At 36.0% G+C, this 18406-nt stretch carries 12 protein-coding genes; 4 read left to right on the top strand and 8 right to left on the bottom strand.

Annotation, left to right across the window (positions count from 1 at the left end; genetic code table 11):
- Nucleotides 1-2298 carry a TonB-dependent receptor domain-containing protein gene (locus tag C8N46_RS06485; RefSeq protein ID WP_108114052.1) on the bottom strand — a complete coding sequence of 766 codons (2298 nt, stop codon included), beginning with the start codon at nt 2296-2298 and terminating at the stop codon, nt 1-3.
- Nucleotides 2299-2398: 100 nt separating this feature from the next.
- Complete coding sequence (locus tag C8N46_RS06480; protein ID WP_108114051.1) at nt 2399-2671, bottom strand: hypothetical protein; 273 nt, start codon at nt 2669-2671, stop codon at nt 2399-2401.
- Between the two features lie 56 nt (nt 2672-2727).
- Here C8N46_RS06480 and C8N46_RS06475 point away from each other — a divergent pair, with 56 nt between their 5' ends.
- From C8N46_RS06475 to C8N46_RS06465, 4 genes are all read left to right on the top strand, one after another.
- Nucleotides 2728-3507: a HipA family kinase gene (locus tag C8N46_RS06475; protein ID WP_108114050.1), complete on the top strand. Its 780-nt coding sequence runs from the start codon at nt 2728-2730 to the stop codon at nt 3505-3507.
- On the top strand, nt 3497-3880 hold the full coding sequence (locus tag C8N46_RS06470; RefSeq protein ID WP_108114049.1) for a DUF3037 domain-containing protein: 384 nt from the start codon (nt 3497-3499) through the stop codon (nt 3878-3880). Before C8N46_RS06475 ends, C8N46_RS06470 begins: the two co-directional genes overlap by 11 nt.
- Nucleotides 3881-4291: 411 nt before the next feature.
- Nucleotides 4292-4525, top strand: a complete 234-nt coding sequence (locus C8N46_RS20855; RefSeq protein WP_245896745.1) for a hypothetical protein — start codon at nt 4292-4294, stop codon at nt 4523-4525.
- A 57-nt stretch (nt 4526-4582) separates the two neighbouring features.
- Nucleotides 4583-5800, top strand: coding sequence for a M20/M25/M40 family metallo-hydrolase (locus C8N46_RS06465; RefSeq protein ID WP_245896743.1), 1218 nt, complete (start codon nt 4583-4585; stop codon nt 5798-5800).
- A 39-nt stretch (nt 5801-5839) separates the two neighbouring features.
- Here the strand turns inward: C8N46_RS06465 and C8N46_RS06460 are convergent, their stop codons facing one another.
- The 6 genes from C8N46_RS06460 to C8N46_RS06435 form a co-directional block, all read right to left on the bottom strand.
- The gene (locus C8N46_RS06460; RefSeq protein WP_108114048.1) at nt 5840-7123 is read right to left on the bottom strand and encodes an McrC family protein; all 1284 of its coding nucleotides are present in this window, start codon (nt 7121-7123) and stop codon (nt 5840-5842) included.
- Nucleotides 7124-7128: 5 nt separating this feature from the next.
- On the bottom strand, nt 7129-9729 hold the full coding sequence (locus C8N46_RS06455; RefSeq protein WP_108114047.1) for an McrB family protein: 2601 nt from the start codon (nt 9727-9729) through the stop codon (nt 7129-7131).
- 32 nt (nt 9730-9761) lie between these two features.
- A complete protein-coding gene (locus C8N46_RS06450) occupies nt 9762-13037 on the bottom strand; it encodes a type I restriction endonuclease subunit R (RefSeq protein WP_108114046.1) in 3276 nt (1091 codons plus the stop codon).
- A 534-nt stretch (nt 13038-13571) separates the two neighbouring features.
- Complete coding sequence (locus C8N46_RS06445) at nt 13572-14738, bottom strand: restriction endonuclease subunit S (protein ID WP_158269093.1); 1167 nt, start codon at nt 14736-14738, stop codon at nt 13572-13574.
- A gap of 14 nt (nt 14739-14752) precedes the next feature.
- Nucleotides 14753-16912, bottom strand: coding sequence for a type I restriction-modification system subunit M (locus C8N46_RS06440; RefSeq protein ID WP_108114044.1), 2160 nt, complete (start codon nt 16910-16912; stop codon nt 14753-14755).
- 356 nt (nt 16913-17268) lie between these two features.
- Nucleotides 17269-18405, bottom strand: a complete 1137-nt coding sequence (locus C8N46_RS06435) for a PD-(D/E)XK nuclease family protein (RefSeq protein WP_108114043.1) — start codon at nt 18403-18405, stop codon at nt 17269-17271.
- Nucleotide 18406 lies beyond the last annotated feature (1 nt).

Raw genomic sequence — 18406 nt, 5'->3', positions numbered from 1 at the left:
TTATAATTGATAATTTAATTGTACGCCGCCATACATGTTAAACGGCAAGCCTGGATAAAAATAACGCGCTGTAGCATCATTTCCAAAGGCGTTTACTTGTAATTGTGACACATATTTGGTGTCAAAAATATTATTCGCGCCCAACGAGATGTCATAACTAAACTGACTTCCAATGGTATTTTGATAGCCAATTTTACCGTTCAACAATTCAAAAGCATCGCTGTAGACCGTGTTTTCATCGTTTGCAGGCATTTCGCCCACAGCTTGAAAATCCAATCGTCCATAGAAGCCTTTTTGGCTCGTTAATTCAATTCCTAAATTTACAACAGATTTTGGAACTCCCGTTAGGTCATTCCCAGAAAAATTTGCGTTGGTTTCCGTAAACTCTTTAAAACGGAAATCGTTCAAACTTGCATTGACGTACGAACTTAGGGTGAAACTTCCGGTGTTTATCAATTCGTAACGCAGTGCTGCTTCTATTCCGTTATGTGTTGTTTTTCCAGCGTTGAGCGTGATGTTTTGGTCCGTTGCTGTTCGTCTGTTGACTAATAAATCGCTGACAGCCATCGCATACAAAGATACAGAACCTGAGAGTTTTCGGTTTTTTGTGTGGAATCGTGAACCAATTTCAACATTCCAGCCACGTTCTGCTTTGATGTCTGGATTAAACGCACCATTTGGAAATAAAGTTTCTGCCGTTGTAGGAGTCGAAAAACCATGCGCAACACTTCCAAATAGGTTGAAATTACTAGCAACTTCATAGTTCACGCCAAATTTTGGAGAAACAATCGCGTCAAAGGCAAACTCTTCTTTTGCGGATGCATTTAGTTGATTTTCGGCGGTGTATTTTGTTTGATTGACATGCAATCCAACACTGAACGAAAGCTTCTTCCATTCGTAAATAGCTTCTGCAAACAGATTGAAATAGTTTCTAGTTTCGTCAATATTCGATACAATATCGCCCGCAACACTGCCAGTTCCTGCTGGAAAATCTTGATACAGATTGTCATATTGCTTGGCGTTGTAATCGTCAAAAAACAATTCGCCTCCCACAGACCATTTTAGCGTGCTATTTTCAAAAGTGTTGGTTGCCAATAATCGTGTTCTGATTCCAAACGTAGTGGCTTTTTCTTCTAAAATATTGAACGGACGCGGTTCGTAATTGCTATTGAAACTTGAAAAGATGCTTGTTTTTTGCGTGTAATTGTCATTAAAATCATGTCGCCAATTCACACCAAAAAGTGTTTTTTTAAAGTCTTCAAATCCGCGTGCATTGTTCCAAATCGCAGCAGCACTTTGCGGTGCATTTTCATAATCTTCCCGATTTAGCGAGCTTGGAATGAATGCTTTTAAAGTTGTATAGTTCCCTAGAAATGTTAATTCATTTTGTTCATTTACCAACCAATTCGATGTAATGGTTGCAGTGGCTTTGTCTAAAGCATTGTTCTCGCGATAACCATCGGAATGTGTATTGCTATAGATTACATTTATGTTTGCTTTTTCGCCGCCATGCGTGACTTTTGCAACCGTTCGAAACAAGCCAAAACTTCCCACTGTAGTGAAAAGATTTGTATTGGTTTCATTAAACTTTGCATATTCGGGATAGAGTAAAATTGTTCCGCCCAAACCTACACCATAACTACTCGATGAAGGTCCTTTGTGAATTTCCATTCTAGAAATCGCTGCTAGTTCCAAATCTTCAATGGCAGATTCACCATTTCCATCTGTCAACGGAATATCCGCATAGTACGCACGAATATTGGCGGTAGCAAACGGACTTCGCGCGCCAATTCCCCGAATCGTAATCCGATTGGTATTGAGCGAACCACTTTGCATAAAAACACCAGGCACTCTGTTTAAAATCGGAGCTAATTGTACGGTGTTTTCACTATTAATTTCGCTTTTAGAAACAATACTTACTGTTTCGGTGGTTTGTTTTAATTGTTGTTCAATGGTAAGTCCGTTGATAATGACTGCATCTAAGGTATTGTTTTTGGGCTGTAAAGAAATTGTGATATTTTTTCCTGCAATTGTGTTGATTTTTTGAGACTGATATCCTTCTAGAGAAATTTGTAATTCTACATTTTCAGTGGTAGCAACCGATAACGAAAATTTTCCTCTGTAGTTCGTTTTAGTGGTTGTTTTTGAGAAAGTATCCGTCACAACGGCATTGAATACAGGAAGATTTGTATCTGCATCAACCACAGTACCGTCAATACGTTGTTGCGCATGAATTGTTATTGTAAAACACAAAAAGAAAAAAAGCAGTCTACGGTTTTTTGGGAGTTTTATTGGCACGAACTTGTTTTTAGTCCATAAAAATACAGAGATTATTTATCTTTAGTAGTAGCTATTTAAAAGTTAACATTTCTGTGATAAATTCTGAAGATGGTAAACACTATTTCTTTTTCGGCATTTTTTTAGCAGCATCTTTTTTAACTTCTTCATTGGCTTTTTTTAATAACATGTATCCAAAGTACAAAGCGGCAACGGCTATACAACCTATTAAAATTTTACCAATAGTGACGCCCAATTCATAACTTTCTGAGTTTTCAACTGTAACGGTTGCTGTTTCTGTTACGGTTTCTGCAACGCCAAAAAAATGCATCACTAATGAAATAAGGATGTAACCACCGACTGACAATAAAATAAAGCCTGCTATTTTTTTCATAATGCATCAAATATAAAGAATTTTAAGAATACCAAACTTTCCATATCTTCGCTGTAATGAATACACTTGATATTAGAACGGTAAACGTTGTACAATATATAAAACCTTTGCGCGAAGGTGGCTCGCTTCCTGCGATTGTCAAAGCGGACGACGATTTTTTGTATGTGTTAAAGTTTCGCGGTGCGGGACAAGGTAAGAAAGCATTGATTGCCGAGCTTATTGGTGGCGAATTGGCGCGTGCTGTCGGTTTAAAAATTCCTGAATTGGTGTTTATGCACTTAGATGATTCTTTTAGCAAAACGGAACCTGACGAGGAAATTCAGGATTTGCTAAAGTTTAGTGTGGGATTGAACTTGGGATTGCATTTTTTATCAAGTGCCATTACGTTTGATCCTTTGGTAACCACGGTTGACGCTATCATAGCTTCAAAAGTAGTGTTGCTAGACAGTATCATCAGCAATATTGACAGAACGGTGAAAAACACCAACTTGCTCCATTGGAACAACGAATTATGGGTGATTGATAACGGTGCGAGTTTTTATTTTCATCACAATTGGGCAACTTGGGAACAACATTTAACACGAACGTTTCCACTCATCAAAGATCATGTCTTACTGTCACAAGCTACAGAACTCAGAACTGTTGCGGAAGAATTCCTCATCAAACTTACCGATGAAAAGATTACGGAAATCATCAACACGATTCCTGAAGATTGGTTGCAGTATGAAGCTGATGATTTATCGCCTGACGAAATGCGAAACGCGTATACAACGTATTTAAAAGCCAAATTAACCATGGTAGATTCACTCATAAAAGAAGCGGAACATGCAAGATAAAGTCACTTTTGAATATGCCATCATTCGCTTTATGCCCAAAGTGGAGCGAGAAGAATTCTTCAATATCGGCGTGATTGTTTTCTCGAAACGAAAAAAGTTTCTCGCACTCAAATATCATATTGACGAAAAAAAACTAGCGGCTTTTTCATGCGAAATTACCCTCGATGAACTCACACAATATCTCAATGCTTGGGATGCTATTTGCAAAGGCGCACCTCATGGTGGAAAAATAGGAACCTTTGACATCGCCGACCGTTTTCGTTGGTTAGCTGCTTCCAAAAGTACCATGATACTCTGTTCGCCAACACATGCAGGTTTGAGTACGAATCCGCAAGAGGAATTGGAGCGTATTTTTGAGGAATATGTGCTTTGATTGGTTGCTGGTTGGTCGCTTCGCTCTTGGCTTTTGGCTTTTGGCTCTGTTTTGTGTTATAGGTTAGTTTCAATTCAAAAATCTAAAATCGTCAATCTACAATCGTTAATCTTTTGTTGTCAGTTAGTTTCAATTAAACATTCAACATCCAAAATTCAACATTCATTATTCGTTATTCGTTTTCGGTTTTCAGTTATTTTCTAATTCTAAAATCTAAAATCGTCAATCTACAATCGTTCATCTTTTGTTGTCGATTTGTTAATTTGTCTATTCGTCTTGGTTCTTGGTTCTTGGCTCTTCATTCAAAATCCAACACCCAACACCCAAAACCCAAAACCCAAAACCCAACACCCAAAATCCAACATTCATTATTCGTTATTCATAAATAATCTTTTATCTTTAGGATTGCTTATGAAAACACAATTTTACTTTAGTCTACTGTTCTTCTTTCTCTGTGGAAGTATCATTACAGCGCAAACCAATTGGGATGAAAAAATCAAACAGGAATTACCTAGCATTCTTCAAAAGCACCGCGATTTGGTGAGCATTCCGAATGTTTCTTCCGATACAGAAAACATGATGAAGAATGTGACTTGGGTTACGGAAGCTTTTGCGAAATTGGGCTTTGAAGTCTCCATTTTATAGACCTCAACATTACCTGTTTTTTTCGCTGAAAAGCACATCAATCCCAACGCTAAAACGATGTTGTTTTATTTGCATTTGGACGGACAAGCGGTGAATCCTGAAAAATGGCAACAGGAAGATCCGTTTCAACCTGTATTGAAACAACAAACGGCAAACGGTGATTGGGAAATTATTGATTGGTCAAATATTCAAGGTGACATTAATCCTGATTGGCGTGTATTTGGTCGCGCTGCTGCCGATGATAAAGCGCCGATTATCATGTTGCTCACTGCATTGAAGTTTCTGCAACAGCGACAAACACTACCTTACAATGTAAAGATTATTCTCGATTTACAAGAAGAAACACGCTCCCAAGGTTTTTTAAGCACACTAGAGAAATATAAAGAAACCTACGCTGCCGATTATTTAATCATCATGGACGGACCTGCGCATCCTACCAACAAGCCTACGTTGACGTTTGGTTGTCGCGGTGTCGCAACCTGTCAAATCAGTTTGTATGGTGCAAAGTTACCGCAGCACAGCGGACATTATGGAAATTATGCGCCCAATCCTGTATTTCGAATGTCGCACTTGCTTGCCAGCATGAAAGATGATACAGGAAAAGTGTTGATTGATGATTTTTATGATGGAATTACCTTAGATGCTGAAACGCAACAACTACTCGCCAACGTTCCTGATAATGACGCTGAAATTCAAGCGAGTTTAGGCATTGCCAAGGCTGATGCTGTTGGGAAGAATTATCAAGAATCGTTGCAATATCCGTCGTTAAATGTACGTCATATTGAGACTTCTTGGAAAGGTCCGGGATTGAAAACCATTATTCCTGAAATCGTGACAGCATATTTGGACATTCGTTTGGTGAAAGAAACAGATGGTGCTGCACAACTAGCAAAAATTAAGAAACACATTGAACAACAAGGCTATTTGGTACTTTCGCGAACACCGACCGACGCCGAACGATTGCAATATCCTAAAATCGCCACCGTAAAAACAAATGCGGGTATCAATGCATTTCGAACCGATGTGAATTCTGGTATTGGTCAAAAATTGCGACAAACGATTACTACTGCTTTTGGCGAAGAACCGATTCTGATTCGAACGATGGGCGGCACCGTTCCGATTACACCTGCCATTCAAGTGTTGGACATTCCCGCCATCATTGTTCCGATGGTGAATATGGACAACAATCAACACAACCCAAACGAAAACATTCGCATTGGGAATATTACACAAGGGATTAAGATGTGCTTGGCGATTTTGGCTATGGAGTTGTGATTGGTTACACTGAGCTTTTCATAGTGTTGTTTGTAAAGATTACTGAATTATACCTAACTGTTTTAAAATGTTTTGCCCTAATTCGTTATCAAATAGTAGCTTTTCCTTGTCTTTAAAAACTGATATCTCACCAATGGAAGCCTTTATTTTAGGATTGTCGTGGTCGTTTTCATAGTCATGAAATGTAAACGTTTTTGTTTCATTGCTAGGATATAGCAATGCTCCTACTTTGCTGTTCCAAAATTTACAATAGGTATAAATTTGTCGAATGTCTTGCGCATGAGGTGTTTTCGTATTTTTTAAAAGTTTCCATTTAGTATCTAGAATATAAGTCCTTTCATTCTCAGCATTTCCTGTACTAATGACTATATCTGATTCCAATATGTTGGTCTGCCAAATTTTCTTACTGTCCTTTGCTACTTTCAGATTAATGTTTTTGTGCTTGGGCATCTCTCTTTTTAAAGTTTTAATCACATATTTTTCCCACAGTGCGTTCATATCAAAAAGTAAAGCAATCATTTCTTGTTTTCCATCTGCTATATCTGGACCAAGGTTTAGAATGATTACTTTTGCTAATTGCACTGCTTTTTCATAATGAGCGTTTTTACGTGTAATTCGTACAGTCTCTAACTCTTTTTTTGTAATCAGTTTATCTTTAAAATGCGGAAAGTGTAGTAGCCATTTTTGACAACTTTTGTGCAATTCTGTTCCTTTATTTTTATCGGCAACTATTTGTAGCGCTCTTACCAAAACAAAATGTAATATATGTTCTGGAGTATATTGTTTTTGACTGGTATAAAATCTTGTTTTATTCAATAAGTTCTTAGTACAATGTTTTTCAAATTGTAAACGTCCTTTTAGTACACTTCTATTAGACTCAATTGTCACATATTTTTTAATTAACCCTTTTCTAACTAAGGTTTCAATTTCTTTAATGTATGCTTCAAAAAAAATATCTAATAAATGTACTCTTTGTGCGCGTACACTAGCTGTATCAGTTTTTTTTATGTTAAACTTTTCTGTGATTTTTAAAATATAAATCAACACATCTCGCCAGCTACTTTTATCTTCTGTCAGTTTGTCAATCTTTGGGAGAATCTCAATGATGATGTCTTCTATTTGAATAACGCCTACGTAACTGTTAAATTTTACAGCCTTCCCTTGTATTTTAAAAAAAGAAGTCTCGTTTCTGTTTTTAAAATCTTGCAACACTTTCAAGTGTTCTTTCGTAAAAACAACCTCAGATTTGTTCATATTTACATATGACTCTCCAACTCTAAGCGTTTGATGTTCAAAAACCTGTATGAGTTTTGTGGCTCTCAATAGTACTAAAGATTTATCGCAACGGCTAATAAGCCAGCACTAGTAAGAGATTCTCTAAACTCTTCTTCATCATGATGATATACAAGTTTATACGTTGGATTTAATTCATACTCTTCTTCGGAAGCATAATCTTGTGCAAATTTTACATCAGAAGTCAATCGTTTAATAAAACCATTTCCTAGTACCATTCCTATTTTATCATAATCATTGTAAAAGTACTCTTGTAGCAATGGAATGATTTTTTTATTAAATGTTTCCATCAATTCTGCAACTGTGTTCAATCCAATAAAATATGAATGTCCAATTTGGTGCTCTCTATCCAATAATGCAATGAGTCTTTTATTTATAGTTTCAAGTAAATGCTTAGTACTGATACCTTCTATTGGTTGTAATACTTCATAATCAGGCATCATTTCTACAAAAGCAAAACGTCTACGCAAGGCATTGTCTAAAGCTTCTACACTTCTGTCTGCGGTGTTCATAGTACCAATAATGTACACGTTTTTAGGAACACTGAATAGCTTTTTAGAATATGTTAAATGTAAACTTAGCTCGTTAGCTTCTCCTTTTCGCTTGTCTTTTTCAATCAATGTGATGAGTTCTCCAAAAATATTGGAGATGTTTCCGCGATTGATTTCATCAATAAACAATGCATACGGATTGTTCGGATCTTTTTCGGCAAGTTCACACAATTGCTTAAAAGCCCCTTTTTGTATTTCGTAGGCGACTTCTGTTTGCGGCTCATCTTCTGAAAGCATCACAGGTTTTATACCTTCCATAAAGTCCTCATAGCTAAACGATTGGTGAAAAGAGACGAATTTGTAGCGTTTTCTGTTTTCTCCACCCTGTGATGTAAAATTTTTAATATCACTTAAAATACCTTCCAAACTCTCAGTAAGTTCTTCTGCTTTTTCGACAATAAACCAGAAAGAATCTTCTGTTTTATCAAAAATTAGATTTGTTGAAGACCTTTTCAAAGTATTCACTGTCGCGCTTTCTTCAATGGTGTGTGTTTGTAGTTGTGACCAAAGACGAGCATTTAAACTTTTAATTTCAGAAAGACCGTTTTTAGTCTCAATAAATTCGTGTCTCTTAATCTCTGCTACTTTACTTGGTCTTCCCAAGTCTAATAATGCTAAAGCTATCACTTCCCACCATTTAAGTTCATCTATAATATTTTCTACATATTGCTGGCGAGTAACCTGTTCTTTTTGAGTAGTAAACAAAGGGAAATACTCATTCTGTAATTTGTAAGTTTTTCCAGTCCCAGGTGGTCCATACAGAATCGTATTTAAAGCTAAATCGCCTACATCTACTCCTAAACTTGGTGGTGTTGAAGATATCTTGCTTTGATTTTGGTCATGATTAAAAATTAAATCAATATTAGCAGTATCTTGAATTTTATTAATTGTTTTTCGGTAGACACCTTTCCCTATTAATTCATACGGTTCAAAGTTTTCTTGCCAATCTACTTTGACAGTTTTACCATCTTTAGGATTATCCGTTACTGTTCCTACATTGTATATTTTGGTAGCAGAAATCGTTTTTCCATTCTCTTTTTTTGTGTAGGCTGTTTTTAATGCAATTTGATCCCCAATTTCAATAGTATTAACAACATCTGAAAACTTATCATCATAGCCATTTTCCCAAATGCCTTCTTTAATGAAGCGATCGTACTGACTTTTATCTCCGTCCCAGTGGAAACCTACGCTGTAGTAGTTTTTATCTACATTAGTCCCTTCTGGAGCATGTAATTTTTTTCGATTTTCTCTTGTCACTACTTTTTTTATACTTTTCTCAATAGGTAAAGGACTTATCAAGTTTTTCTTTTTATTCTCTTTTTTCATACTCCAAGGTTTAGGATTTCCATCATCTTCATTTTTAAAGTTTTCAAGGCTCCAAGGCTTAGTTTCTTCTTCATTTATTTTTATTTGGTTCTTTATACCTTCATTATATTTCTGTGCTTCATGTGATATTACGTAGAAAGGCTTTTCAATATTGGAACTTAAATATTTAATATAGTTCAAATAATCATTTAGATTTTCATTCGGAAAACTTAAACCATATTTTTCACTCAAGTATAACTTTGTTTCGGGAGTTACAGGAAAATAGTATTTAGGAGCGTATAAAAAAAATGAATGTGTGAGCCTCTCAAAGCTAAAGTATTTTATGTTACATACATACGAAAATAATTGAGATTCAATTTTTTTAAGATGAAGTTGTTCAAATAATAACCATAGATTGTTTACATCATTAACTCTACGGTCATCTTTATACGGAAAAAACTTTTTGTTATTGATACTAATACTTTGTAAGCCATTAAAATCTGATGGACTAATAGCTTTTATATTCCATAGAGTTCTCAAAGTTTCAAACGCTTTTTTTCTTTTTTCAAATCCAGATAATAATATAATCTCTAAAAATGTAAAAGGATCCATTCTTTTTAATTCTATACTTTGACCTTTATACTTATCTTCTAGGTTTACTTCTACATCAATTTTTTCTAAAGTATCAATAAGTCTTTTATCTCTGTTTCTATATTTACGCAGATAATATATTTTTTGTTCTAATTCTTCAAAAAAAGGAATCCAAGTATATTTTTCCATTCTATTATTAACTTCTATAATCTATTTATCAATTAAGCTACCCATTCCCCACTACCATTCAACGCACTATTAAATATATGATCAAAGATGATTTCACTTTTCTCAGCAAAGATGTTCTCATCATAGCTATCTGGTAAGCCATTATCGTTATCATCTAATAAGTCTTTGATGGTATTTTGTACACGTACGCGGGTTTTGTATGATTTGTACCAATCTATCACAAAAAGCTTTTCCTTTTCTTGTTTTAAGCGTGCCAATACATGTTTGCTTGCCAATTTTACACGTTGCAATTCTGCTTTGGTGAGCTTTTCCCTGCAAAGTAAATCGTAGATTTCAAGTTCTTCCGGTGTAAGCCCTTCACGTATATGGCGTTCTTCTTCTTTTTCAACATCTTTTGTAAACTGGATTGCCTGTTCGTAAACTTCTTCTACGTCAAGACTTCCCGAATTGTACTCGTCCAATATTTCTTGAAAACGTTCTAAGAAACGTGTACGTGTTTTGTTTTCGCGAATCATGTGTTGCAGCTTTACTTCCAAAAAGTGGCGTAAATCTGTAAAAGCGATATTCTTTGTTTCGGTTTCTTTAAACTTTTCTCGCAGTGCGTCAATGTCTAACTTACTTAAATCTATTTGCTTGTGGTGAGTTATTTCATACTTGATGTCTTCTTCGCCAACGGCATCTTCTGATTTCAAGATAGACTCATCTAATAATGCATCTACGCGAACGCGAACATTGTCCATACGTGCATCACTTCCTGCATTACGATCTACCACATTCCTTAAGTATTCAAAAACTTCTTTTTGCTGTTTTATGATTGGGTAATTGTATATATCTGGCTTACAAGAATCGTATAAAGAAACGATAGAATTGGTATATAATTTAAACTGCTTCTTAATATCATCATTACGCAATAAAACGTCAGCATATTCAGCAAATAAACGAACCTCTCCAAAATCCTTTTCGCCAAGCTTTATAATTTCTTGTAAGTCGGCTCTGTTGTCCTTACAATACTGCATGCCTTCCGCAATGGCAGCTTCAAGAATAACGATTAACTCCTCAAATTCTTGAATTGGCATCTCATCGTCGTCCGAAACTGTACTGCTACTTCCTTGTGCATAGACGGCTAATGCTTTTTTCAAGTTTCTAAATACACCAAAGTAATCAATGACCAATCCGTTTTTCTTTGCCGAAAATACCCTGTTGGCACGCGCTATGGTTTGCATTAGGTTATGATTTTGCAAAGGTTTGTCTAAATACAATGTAGATACCGATGGCGCATCAAAGCCTGTAAGCCACATGGCGGTTACAAATACGATACGCAATGGATGATTGGCATCTTTAAAATAATCTTCTACACTTCTGCCATCACTATCTCTTGCATCTACCATGTTGTGGTATTTAGTAACATCCAAACCTTTCTTTTTAAAACGCGCTTCGTCACTTTTGTCTTTACTGATTACGACTGCCATATCCGTTTCTTTTATAAAATCTACTTCACGATAATAGCGTGCACGCGTTTCTTTGTGAAAGGTTTGTTTTATTGTTCGCTTTAATTCTTTAATGCGTTCTCCTTGATAATACTGTACCTTTTCATACATCTTTGCCGCCGTATATTTGTCTATACAAACCACCATGGCTTTCATGGGTTTTCGATTGCCTTCTTCATCTACCATGTCTAAACGCGACGGATAATGTTGTACAATGTCTTTGGCGACTTCATTTAAACGATCGTCGCGTTTTACCACTTCCATAATCGTGCTGTATTCACGATTCAACTTTTGTTCTTCTTCTTCCGAAATGTTTTCGTCTTCTAATATTTCCGCGGCAGCGGCTACCAAATCATCTTCTACATTTACCATAGACGGTACATGCTTTTTATAGAATAATGGCACGGTAGCTTCATCTTCAATAGCTTGAGCAAAGTTGTATTCCGACACGTAATCACCAAACCAACGTTCCGTAAGTCCTCCTTTAATAATAGGCGTTCCTGTAAATGCCATATATTGTGCGTTGGGGAGTCCTATGCGCAAGTTGTCTGCCAGAGTTTTGTATTGCGAACGATGCGCTTCATCAATCATGACAATCCAACTACTGCGATCGGTAATTTTTTTGAATTGTAAACCGCGTTTGATTCCAAATTTTTGAATGAGCGAAAAGACATAGCTTTTGTTTTGTGCTAAAAACTCCAACAACTCTGCCCTACTTTTAGGACGGTACGGATTGCTTTTAGGATTGCTTACGCCTGTAATGGCTTCGGTTTCTACAAAGTTTCTAAAGATTTGATCGTCTAAATCGGTACGGTCGGTTAGGATAAGAAAAGAGAAATCTCCGGGAATGGTTCGCTTTATTTTTTGCGAAAAGAAAATCATAGAATACGATTTTCCTGAACCTTGTGTATGCCAATAAACTCCTAACTTTCCATCGCGGTTTTCACGATCTTTAAATACTTTAATAGCATTGTTAACACCAATGTATTGATGGTTTTTAGCAATGATTTTAGCTGAATTATTATGATACAGTACAAAGTTTTCTAAATAATCTAGCAATGTAATTTTATTGCACAGATGCTCGCAAAAGTATTCCAAACTTAGGCGTTTCTGCGCTTCTACCTCAGCTAAGTTGAGCTGATTTTTGTTTACTGCCGTATCGTCTTTACGAATCCAAGGGAAAAAGTGTTCCCAATCGGCATTAAAACTTCCAATACGGGTTTGTATTCCATTGGAGATACAAACAAGTAAGTTATAATCAAATAGTTGTGGAATGTCGCGTTTGTAGTCGGTTAAGTTATCGTCAAAACCTTTGCGCACTTTTTCACTAGCGTTTTTGAGTTCTATAAATACCAACGGTAAACCGTTAATGTACAGTAATACATCTGGGCGACGATGACGTTCTAGGTCTCGGTATTGGATGGTTAATTGCGATACTACCAAAAATTCATTGGCTGCGGGGTTTGCAAAGTTGATTACTTTTACGGCTGCGGGCACATCTTTGCCTTCGGCATTGGTATAGGTAACGGGCACACCGTTTTTTAGGTATTCATAAACTTCTTTGTTTGCCTGTATGGCAGATAGGGAAGCACGACTTTCGGTAAGCTTCTCAAAGGCATCTGTTGTGGCAGCTTCAGGAAGTTCCGGATTGAGTTCTTTGAGTTTATCATACAAACGATCTCTTAAAACAACTTCTTTAAGGCTGTTGCGACCTAAAAGTTTATGACCACTTGCGTTGAGATGTTCGTCATAACCAAGTTTATTGATAAACAAGTCAATATCTGCTTGTTCTATGTCGTCTTCGCTAAGGTAGTTTGCCATCGGTTTTTATTCTTCAAGGTATTTATAAGACACGACTTGCATATTACATCTTCGTAAGATAAAACTTTCTGCTGAATTTAGCACATTTCAACTATGTTCAGTGTAATTTTTATAATGTATCGTTTGAAAATGTACCAATGCCGCAATTTATTATTTTGACAAATTAGTCTTATACACTCCAAACGTCACTTCGAGTGATTTTCGAAATGAAATGAAGAAAATTGTATCGAGAAGTGCTTCGATATTCGTAGCTGTTCTTGATACAAATTTGCTTATCTCGACTGCGATATGACAAATTCACTCCTTGCTTTTATCATAGAAATCGAACTGACGTATACGTATCATAACAAACAAACTGCCACGTCACAGACTCCTCGCAGTGACGTTTCTGATTTCTTTGTTACGTCATAGCGAACGCAGTGAAGCTATCTGTTACTTTTAATAACATATACGTTCTAAAATAAACAGATTACTTCGTCATGCTTCCTCGTAATGAAGTAAACTAATTCTGAATTCATAATTCCGAATTCTAAATTACAACTCCAACTTCCCACTAATCAACCGTGGTAACAGCAAATCACGGGTTTGTTGTAAGAAGTTGTTTTTATCATATAAGTTGTCTATTAATTCATGAATAGATACTACACTTTTATTAAAATCATCCATTATATCATCTGATGGAATCAAAAAAGATAATGAATGTATATACTTTTTATTTGCATGTGGAATAGCACTTCCTGTATTATTAGTTTTTATAGATTTATGATTTAATTTTAGGAAGTGATACAGCATAGTATTTTTTACAGTAATATATTCATCATCTGTAAATCTTAACTTTGATAATGTGTTACCAACCGCTCCTTCTTTTCCTCTAAAAACAAGACTTGAACGCGATCCGTCCATCACCATTATTACATCTGATTTATTAACTACAATTTGTTTTTCAATAGAAACCCAACTTTTTCCTCCTTTATCTATTGCATCCATATTAAGATAAGGCATACTATTTTCTACTTCATCTTCATAAATTTCTTTAGGATTTTTTCCTTTTTCAAAAACTATCAAATCTTTCAGACGTTTCTTCTCCCAACCCTCAGGCACCCCATTTTCAATACTAGTATCTTGATAGTTAGGAAAACGCAAGCGTACAAACCATTCTTTGTAAATTTCGGAAGCCATTTCTTCCAATAGCTGAATGCGTTTGTTGTTGTTTTCTATGAGATCATCATAAGCAGAGAGTATGGAGGCAATTTTTTGTTGGGTTGGTAGTGGTGGAAGGTTTATTTTTAAATCTAAAATTTCATCTTTATATATTCTTGGTACTGTGGCTCCATGTGAAATAGATTCAAAATATCTTTTAACACCTTCCGTAAGTAAGTAATAATAAATAAAAGTTTCATTAGCGACTTCTTCATTTACCTGTAATGCAAAAACTCTACGAGAAGTTAAATATGTTCGATCATCAGGAACTCTTGCTATTTCTCCAACAGGTGCTTCCGTTGTTATTAATATATCACCTGGCTTTATAAATCCTCTTGTAGTCCACTTTTCATAAAGATCTAAAGATAAATACTTTCCATCAAGAATAATTTTGCCTTTTTTAATATTTGCAGCAGAAACTACCGCCACTCCAGAATCACACTTTGGAGGTGTTTTCCCTCTATAATCTATCGTATCATTTATTAATTCTCTTAAAGCCATTATCCTATTTTCCATCAAAATAATTTAGAGATTGCACTATTAATTTCAGTTTCTAAAGTATTAGAATGTTTATTTAAAGCTTGTAACTCTTTATTAAACGTTTTCATTTTCTCTGAAAACTCTTCCTCCGTCAAGTGATCTTCTTCTATCTCCACACCTACATAGCGTCCTGGGTTTAGGGAATAGTCTTGTTCATCCACTATTTCTTGTTGGTCGGCTAGTTTGCAAAGTCCTACGACATCTTGGTATTCCGCTTTTGGAAAGCGTTGGTGCAACCATGCCATGCTTTCGTAGTAATAGGCAAGTTCATCAAATGGCTTTCTATATTCTTTTTGCGCTACTTCTAACACTTTTTTAGGTGCTTTGGCAAAGCAACTGTTCCAAACATTTTTCTTTTTTAGTTTGAGTTGTTTTTCGGCAAATACCAACAAGGCTTCTAGTTGTTTTACATAGTTTGCCAATACTTTTTGGTGTGCTTGGTGGCTTTCCACTAAGTTTTGTAATTCACTAGCCAATTGTTGTTGCGCCGTATTGGCTTCGGCTACGGTTTGTGTTTGGGTAGCTTCAACTACGGTTGTTATTTTCTTTTGTATGTCGCCAGCATACGGAAAAGTATCGGGGAAGGCAATGGCAGTTTGTTGCAAGGCTTTCCATTTACTAGTCCACGCAAAGGTTTCTTTCTTTTTAAGTTGCGCTTTGGTGTGTTGCGGTGTAGCTTCCGTGATGTATTTTTCTAAATACTCTGTTTGGTATTGTAGCTGTAAAATATAGTTTTCCAAACTTTTTTCACTCTCCATTACTAACGGCTGTGCTTTTTGCAAGTACTCGTTTACCAAGTTGATAAAACGGTCGTTTTGCCCACGGTATAAGCGTGTAATCATCCCAAGGTTTCGTACGTGTTCTTCGGTCCATTCGCGGTGCGCGCGAGTAAGTTGCTTATATACATTACGGGCATCTATAAAGAGAATTTTGTCTTTTCGGTCGGTGTTTACTTTTGCCTTGTCAAAAAACCATAGGGTGGCTGGCAAGGTTACGGTATAAAACATATTGGATGGCATGGTCACCATTACATCTACAATACCAGCATCAACCACTTGCTTACGGATATCATATTCCGAATTGCGCGCATCACTAGCAGAGTTTGCCATAACAAAACCTGCGCGTCCTGTGTCATTTAGTGAAGTAGCAAATAAGCTTACCCACAAGTAGTTGGCATCGGTTATTTTGTCTTCTTTTTTGCCTTTGTTTTTTGGCAATCCAAACGCAGTAAAACGTTTGTCGTTTTTTACCGTACTTTCTTTTACTGATTTTACATTAAACGGCGGATTTGCCATAACAAAGTCAAACGCACCATAGCTATCGTACGGATCGTCTGCATAAGAGTTGGCTTGTTTGATATCGCCCCGCAATCCGTTAACCATTAAGTTCATTTTCGCCAACTTTACGGTGTCGCCTGTTTTCTCTTGTCCAGAAACGTAAATAGCATCCGAAGCATCTTTATCTGTTCGCTTCCTAATAAACTCTGCCGATTGTACAAACATACCGCCACTTCCACAGGCGGGATCGTACACTGTACCGTGATACGGTTCTATGACTTCTACAATAAATTTTACTACGGATGTTGGCGTAAAAAATTGTCCTCCTTTTTGTCCTTCGCTTAGTGCAAATTTCCCTAAAAAGTATTCGTATATTTTACCAAACACGTCGCCTTCGGCATCTTCGGGAATGTCGGAAAGTGCTTTGAGCAATTCGGGCAGAATTTTACGATCACTTTTTTCAATACTCGCGTATTCATCTTTGGGAAGTATGTTTTTGTTTTTTTCTTCTTGTGTACGCTCTATACCCTCCATAGCGGCTTTGATGGCGCTTGCCATGCTTTCCTTTTCAGGAAGATTTAAAAGGTAGTCAAAACGTGCCGTATCAGGCAAGTGAAAACCACATTTGTCAATGGCAATTTCGTGTGCTTGCTTTTTATTTCGTGATGTTTTTTGCGCTTCTAATGCAGCTTCAATTTCATCTTCTACTTGTTTGTATTTATTATCGGCATATTTTAGGAATATGAGTCCCAAAACAGGCGTCGCATATTCGCTTGATTTGAGCCCGGAATTGGCTCTTAAATTATTTGCCGATTCCCATAATTTATCTTCCAGGTCTTTCAGTGCTGCTGCTGTCATTCGTACGGATTACTTTTGGTTGTAGTAAGGTTGCAATTTACGCAAGTAAATACAATATTTTATCTAATTTGCATACAATTGTATCTCTTGTTTACGACATAAAGATAGAAAAAAGTCTATAAAAAAGCATAAAAAACGCACAAACCTATCACTTATTTCCTAAGAAAGTATGTTATGCAATTGATTTTTATTAGTTTAGAAACTTACCTAATAGGAAGTTGTCGCTGATTTATTGTACAGATTCCTCATAGTTATAAACTACACTGATTCCGACTGAGTGTTGCGCCTATAGTTTGTTGTAAGGTAGTATTAAATCATCTTAAATTTTTATCAACAATTACTCAATCTTTTCAACTTTAAAAAAAAGCAGCCAACTTGTTGTATATAGCCAATAAATGATCGTCAATGATGATCTTGTGTATATATTCAGCCAATTTACCGATTTGCTGCGGAGTTGGTGAGTAATGCTTTATGGCAAAATGCGCCCAACCTTCTTGCGTTGTTTCAAAATGGTTGGCAAAAATCGCTTTTTCTTCATCCGCAAACTGAATTTTTTCTTTATATATATTTCTGTTTTGTAGCAAATCGCCCTGCATTTCTACCGCAATGTGCATGACGCGTTCGTTGGTTAAGAGTTTTTCATAAACTACAGTAATCATCAAATTTCGCTCATGCGGACATACATAATATACCAAACGCTTGTCGTTGAAACTATTGAGTCGTGGTTCGTATTTCTCTAAATTTTCCAACTCATTCCCAACCTTGACAACTTCACTCAAAATATGTTCTCGCAACTTAAATTTGTAGTGTACCAATTGATTAATTTTTTGCTGATGTTGATAATAAAAATTGATATTTTCTTGCTCCATATATGGTTGACTTAGATTGATGATGTTTTGATAAAAATCTTTGAGAAATACTACATATTTATCATTGGCTTTTAATAAATAGGTACCCAAATACTGCATTACACGTTGCATTAATTGTAAGTGTGTAATATTGATAAAACGCGGATGCTCAATTTTATCTTTGGAAATGGGCTCTAATGACAATACAATTCCGACTTTTTCAATTTTGTCCAATTCATTGTAGTAAATATCTAAGTCGTTGTTTAACATGTGATAGACTTTGTTTTCGATCAAAATTGCTTGATCATTGTTGAATAAGGCAATATCCATCCGTTTCTGTTCTTTGGCTCCGAGTTCTGTAACGACATCAAAATTTAAAAAGGTTTCAAATATCGTTTTGCTATCGGGCAGTGAGCTTTCTCTAATCAGCGAAATCAAACTTTTGATGAATAAATTATTTAGTTTATGACTCTCGCGCACATTAAAGTAAAACGCATAAATATTAGACCATACGTTTTCGTAATGCGGTTGCTTGGCAATGCTTAAAAACGTTTTGGGTTTACCTTTTACCGTTGGAATTTCATTTGTGTTTAAAAATGTTTGTAATACTTGTAAAGCTACTTCTGAGGCTTTGGGTTGGTTCATG

This window comes from Kordia periserrulae, from assembly GCF_003054265.1.
In the GTDB taxonomy this organism is placed as follows: Bacteria; Bacteroidota; Bacteroidia; order Flavobacteriales; family Flavobacteriaceae; genus Kordia; species Kordia periserrulae.
The sequence above is the reverse complement of the archived record's forward strand: the minus strand, read 5'-3'. Positions and strand labels throughout refer to the sequence as shown.

Excerpts from the sequence above, each read along its gene's own strand:
- C8N46_RS06480 (WP_108114051.1), bottom strand. The coding sequence starts at position 2,671 with ATGAAAAAAATAGCAGGCTTTATTTTATTGTCAGTCGGTGGTTACATC.
- C8N46_RS06475 (WP_108114050.1), top strand. The coding sequence starts at position 2,728 with ATGAATACACTTGATATTAGAACGGTAAACGTTGTACAATATATAAAA.
- C8N46_RS06470 (WP_108114049.1), top strand. The coding sequence starts at position 3,497 with ATGCAAGATAAAGTCACTTTTGAATATGCCATCATTCGCTTTATGCCC.
- C8N46_RS20855 (WP_245896745.1), top strand. The coding sequence starts at position 4,292 with ATGAAAACACAATTTTACTTTAGTCTACTGTTCTTCTTTCTCTGTGGA.
- C8N46_RS06465 (WP_245896743.1), top strand. The coding sequence starts at position 4,583 with ATGTTGTTTTATTTGCATTTGGACGGACAAGCGGTGAATCCTGAAAAA.
- C8N46_RS06455 (WP_108114047.1), bottom strand. The coding sequence starts at position 9,729 with ATGGAAAAATATACTTGGATTCCTTTTTTTGAAGAATTAGAACAAAAA.
- C8N46_RS06450 (WP_108114046.1), bottom strand. The coding sequence starts at position 13,037 with ATGGCAAACTACCTTAGCGAAGACGACATAGAACAAGCAGATATTGAC.
- C8N46_RS06445 (WP_158269093.1), bottom strand. The coding sequence starts at position 14,738 with ATGGCTTTAAGAGAATTAATAAATGATACGATAGATTATAGAGGGAAA.
- C8N46_RS06440 (WP_108114044.1), bottom strand. The coding sequence starts at position 16,912 with ATGACAGCAGCAGCACTGAAAGACCTGGAAGATAAATTATGGGAATCG.
- C8N46_RS06435 (WP_108114043.1), bottom strand. The coding sequence starts at position 18,405 with ATGAACCAACCCAAAGCCTCAGAAGTAGCTTTACAAGTATTACAAACA.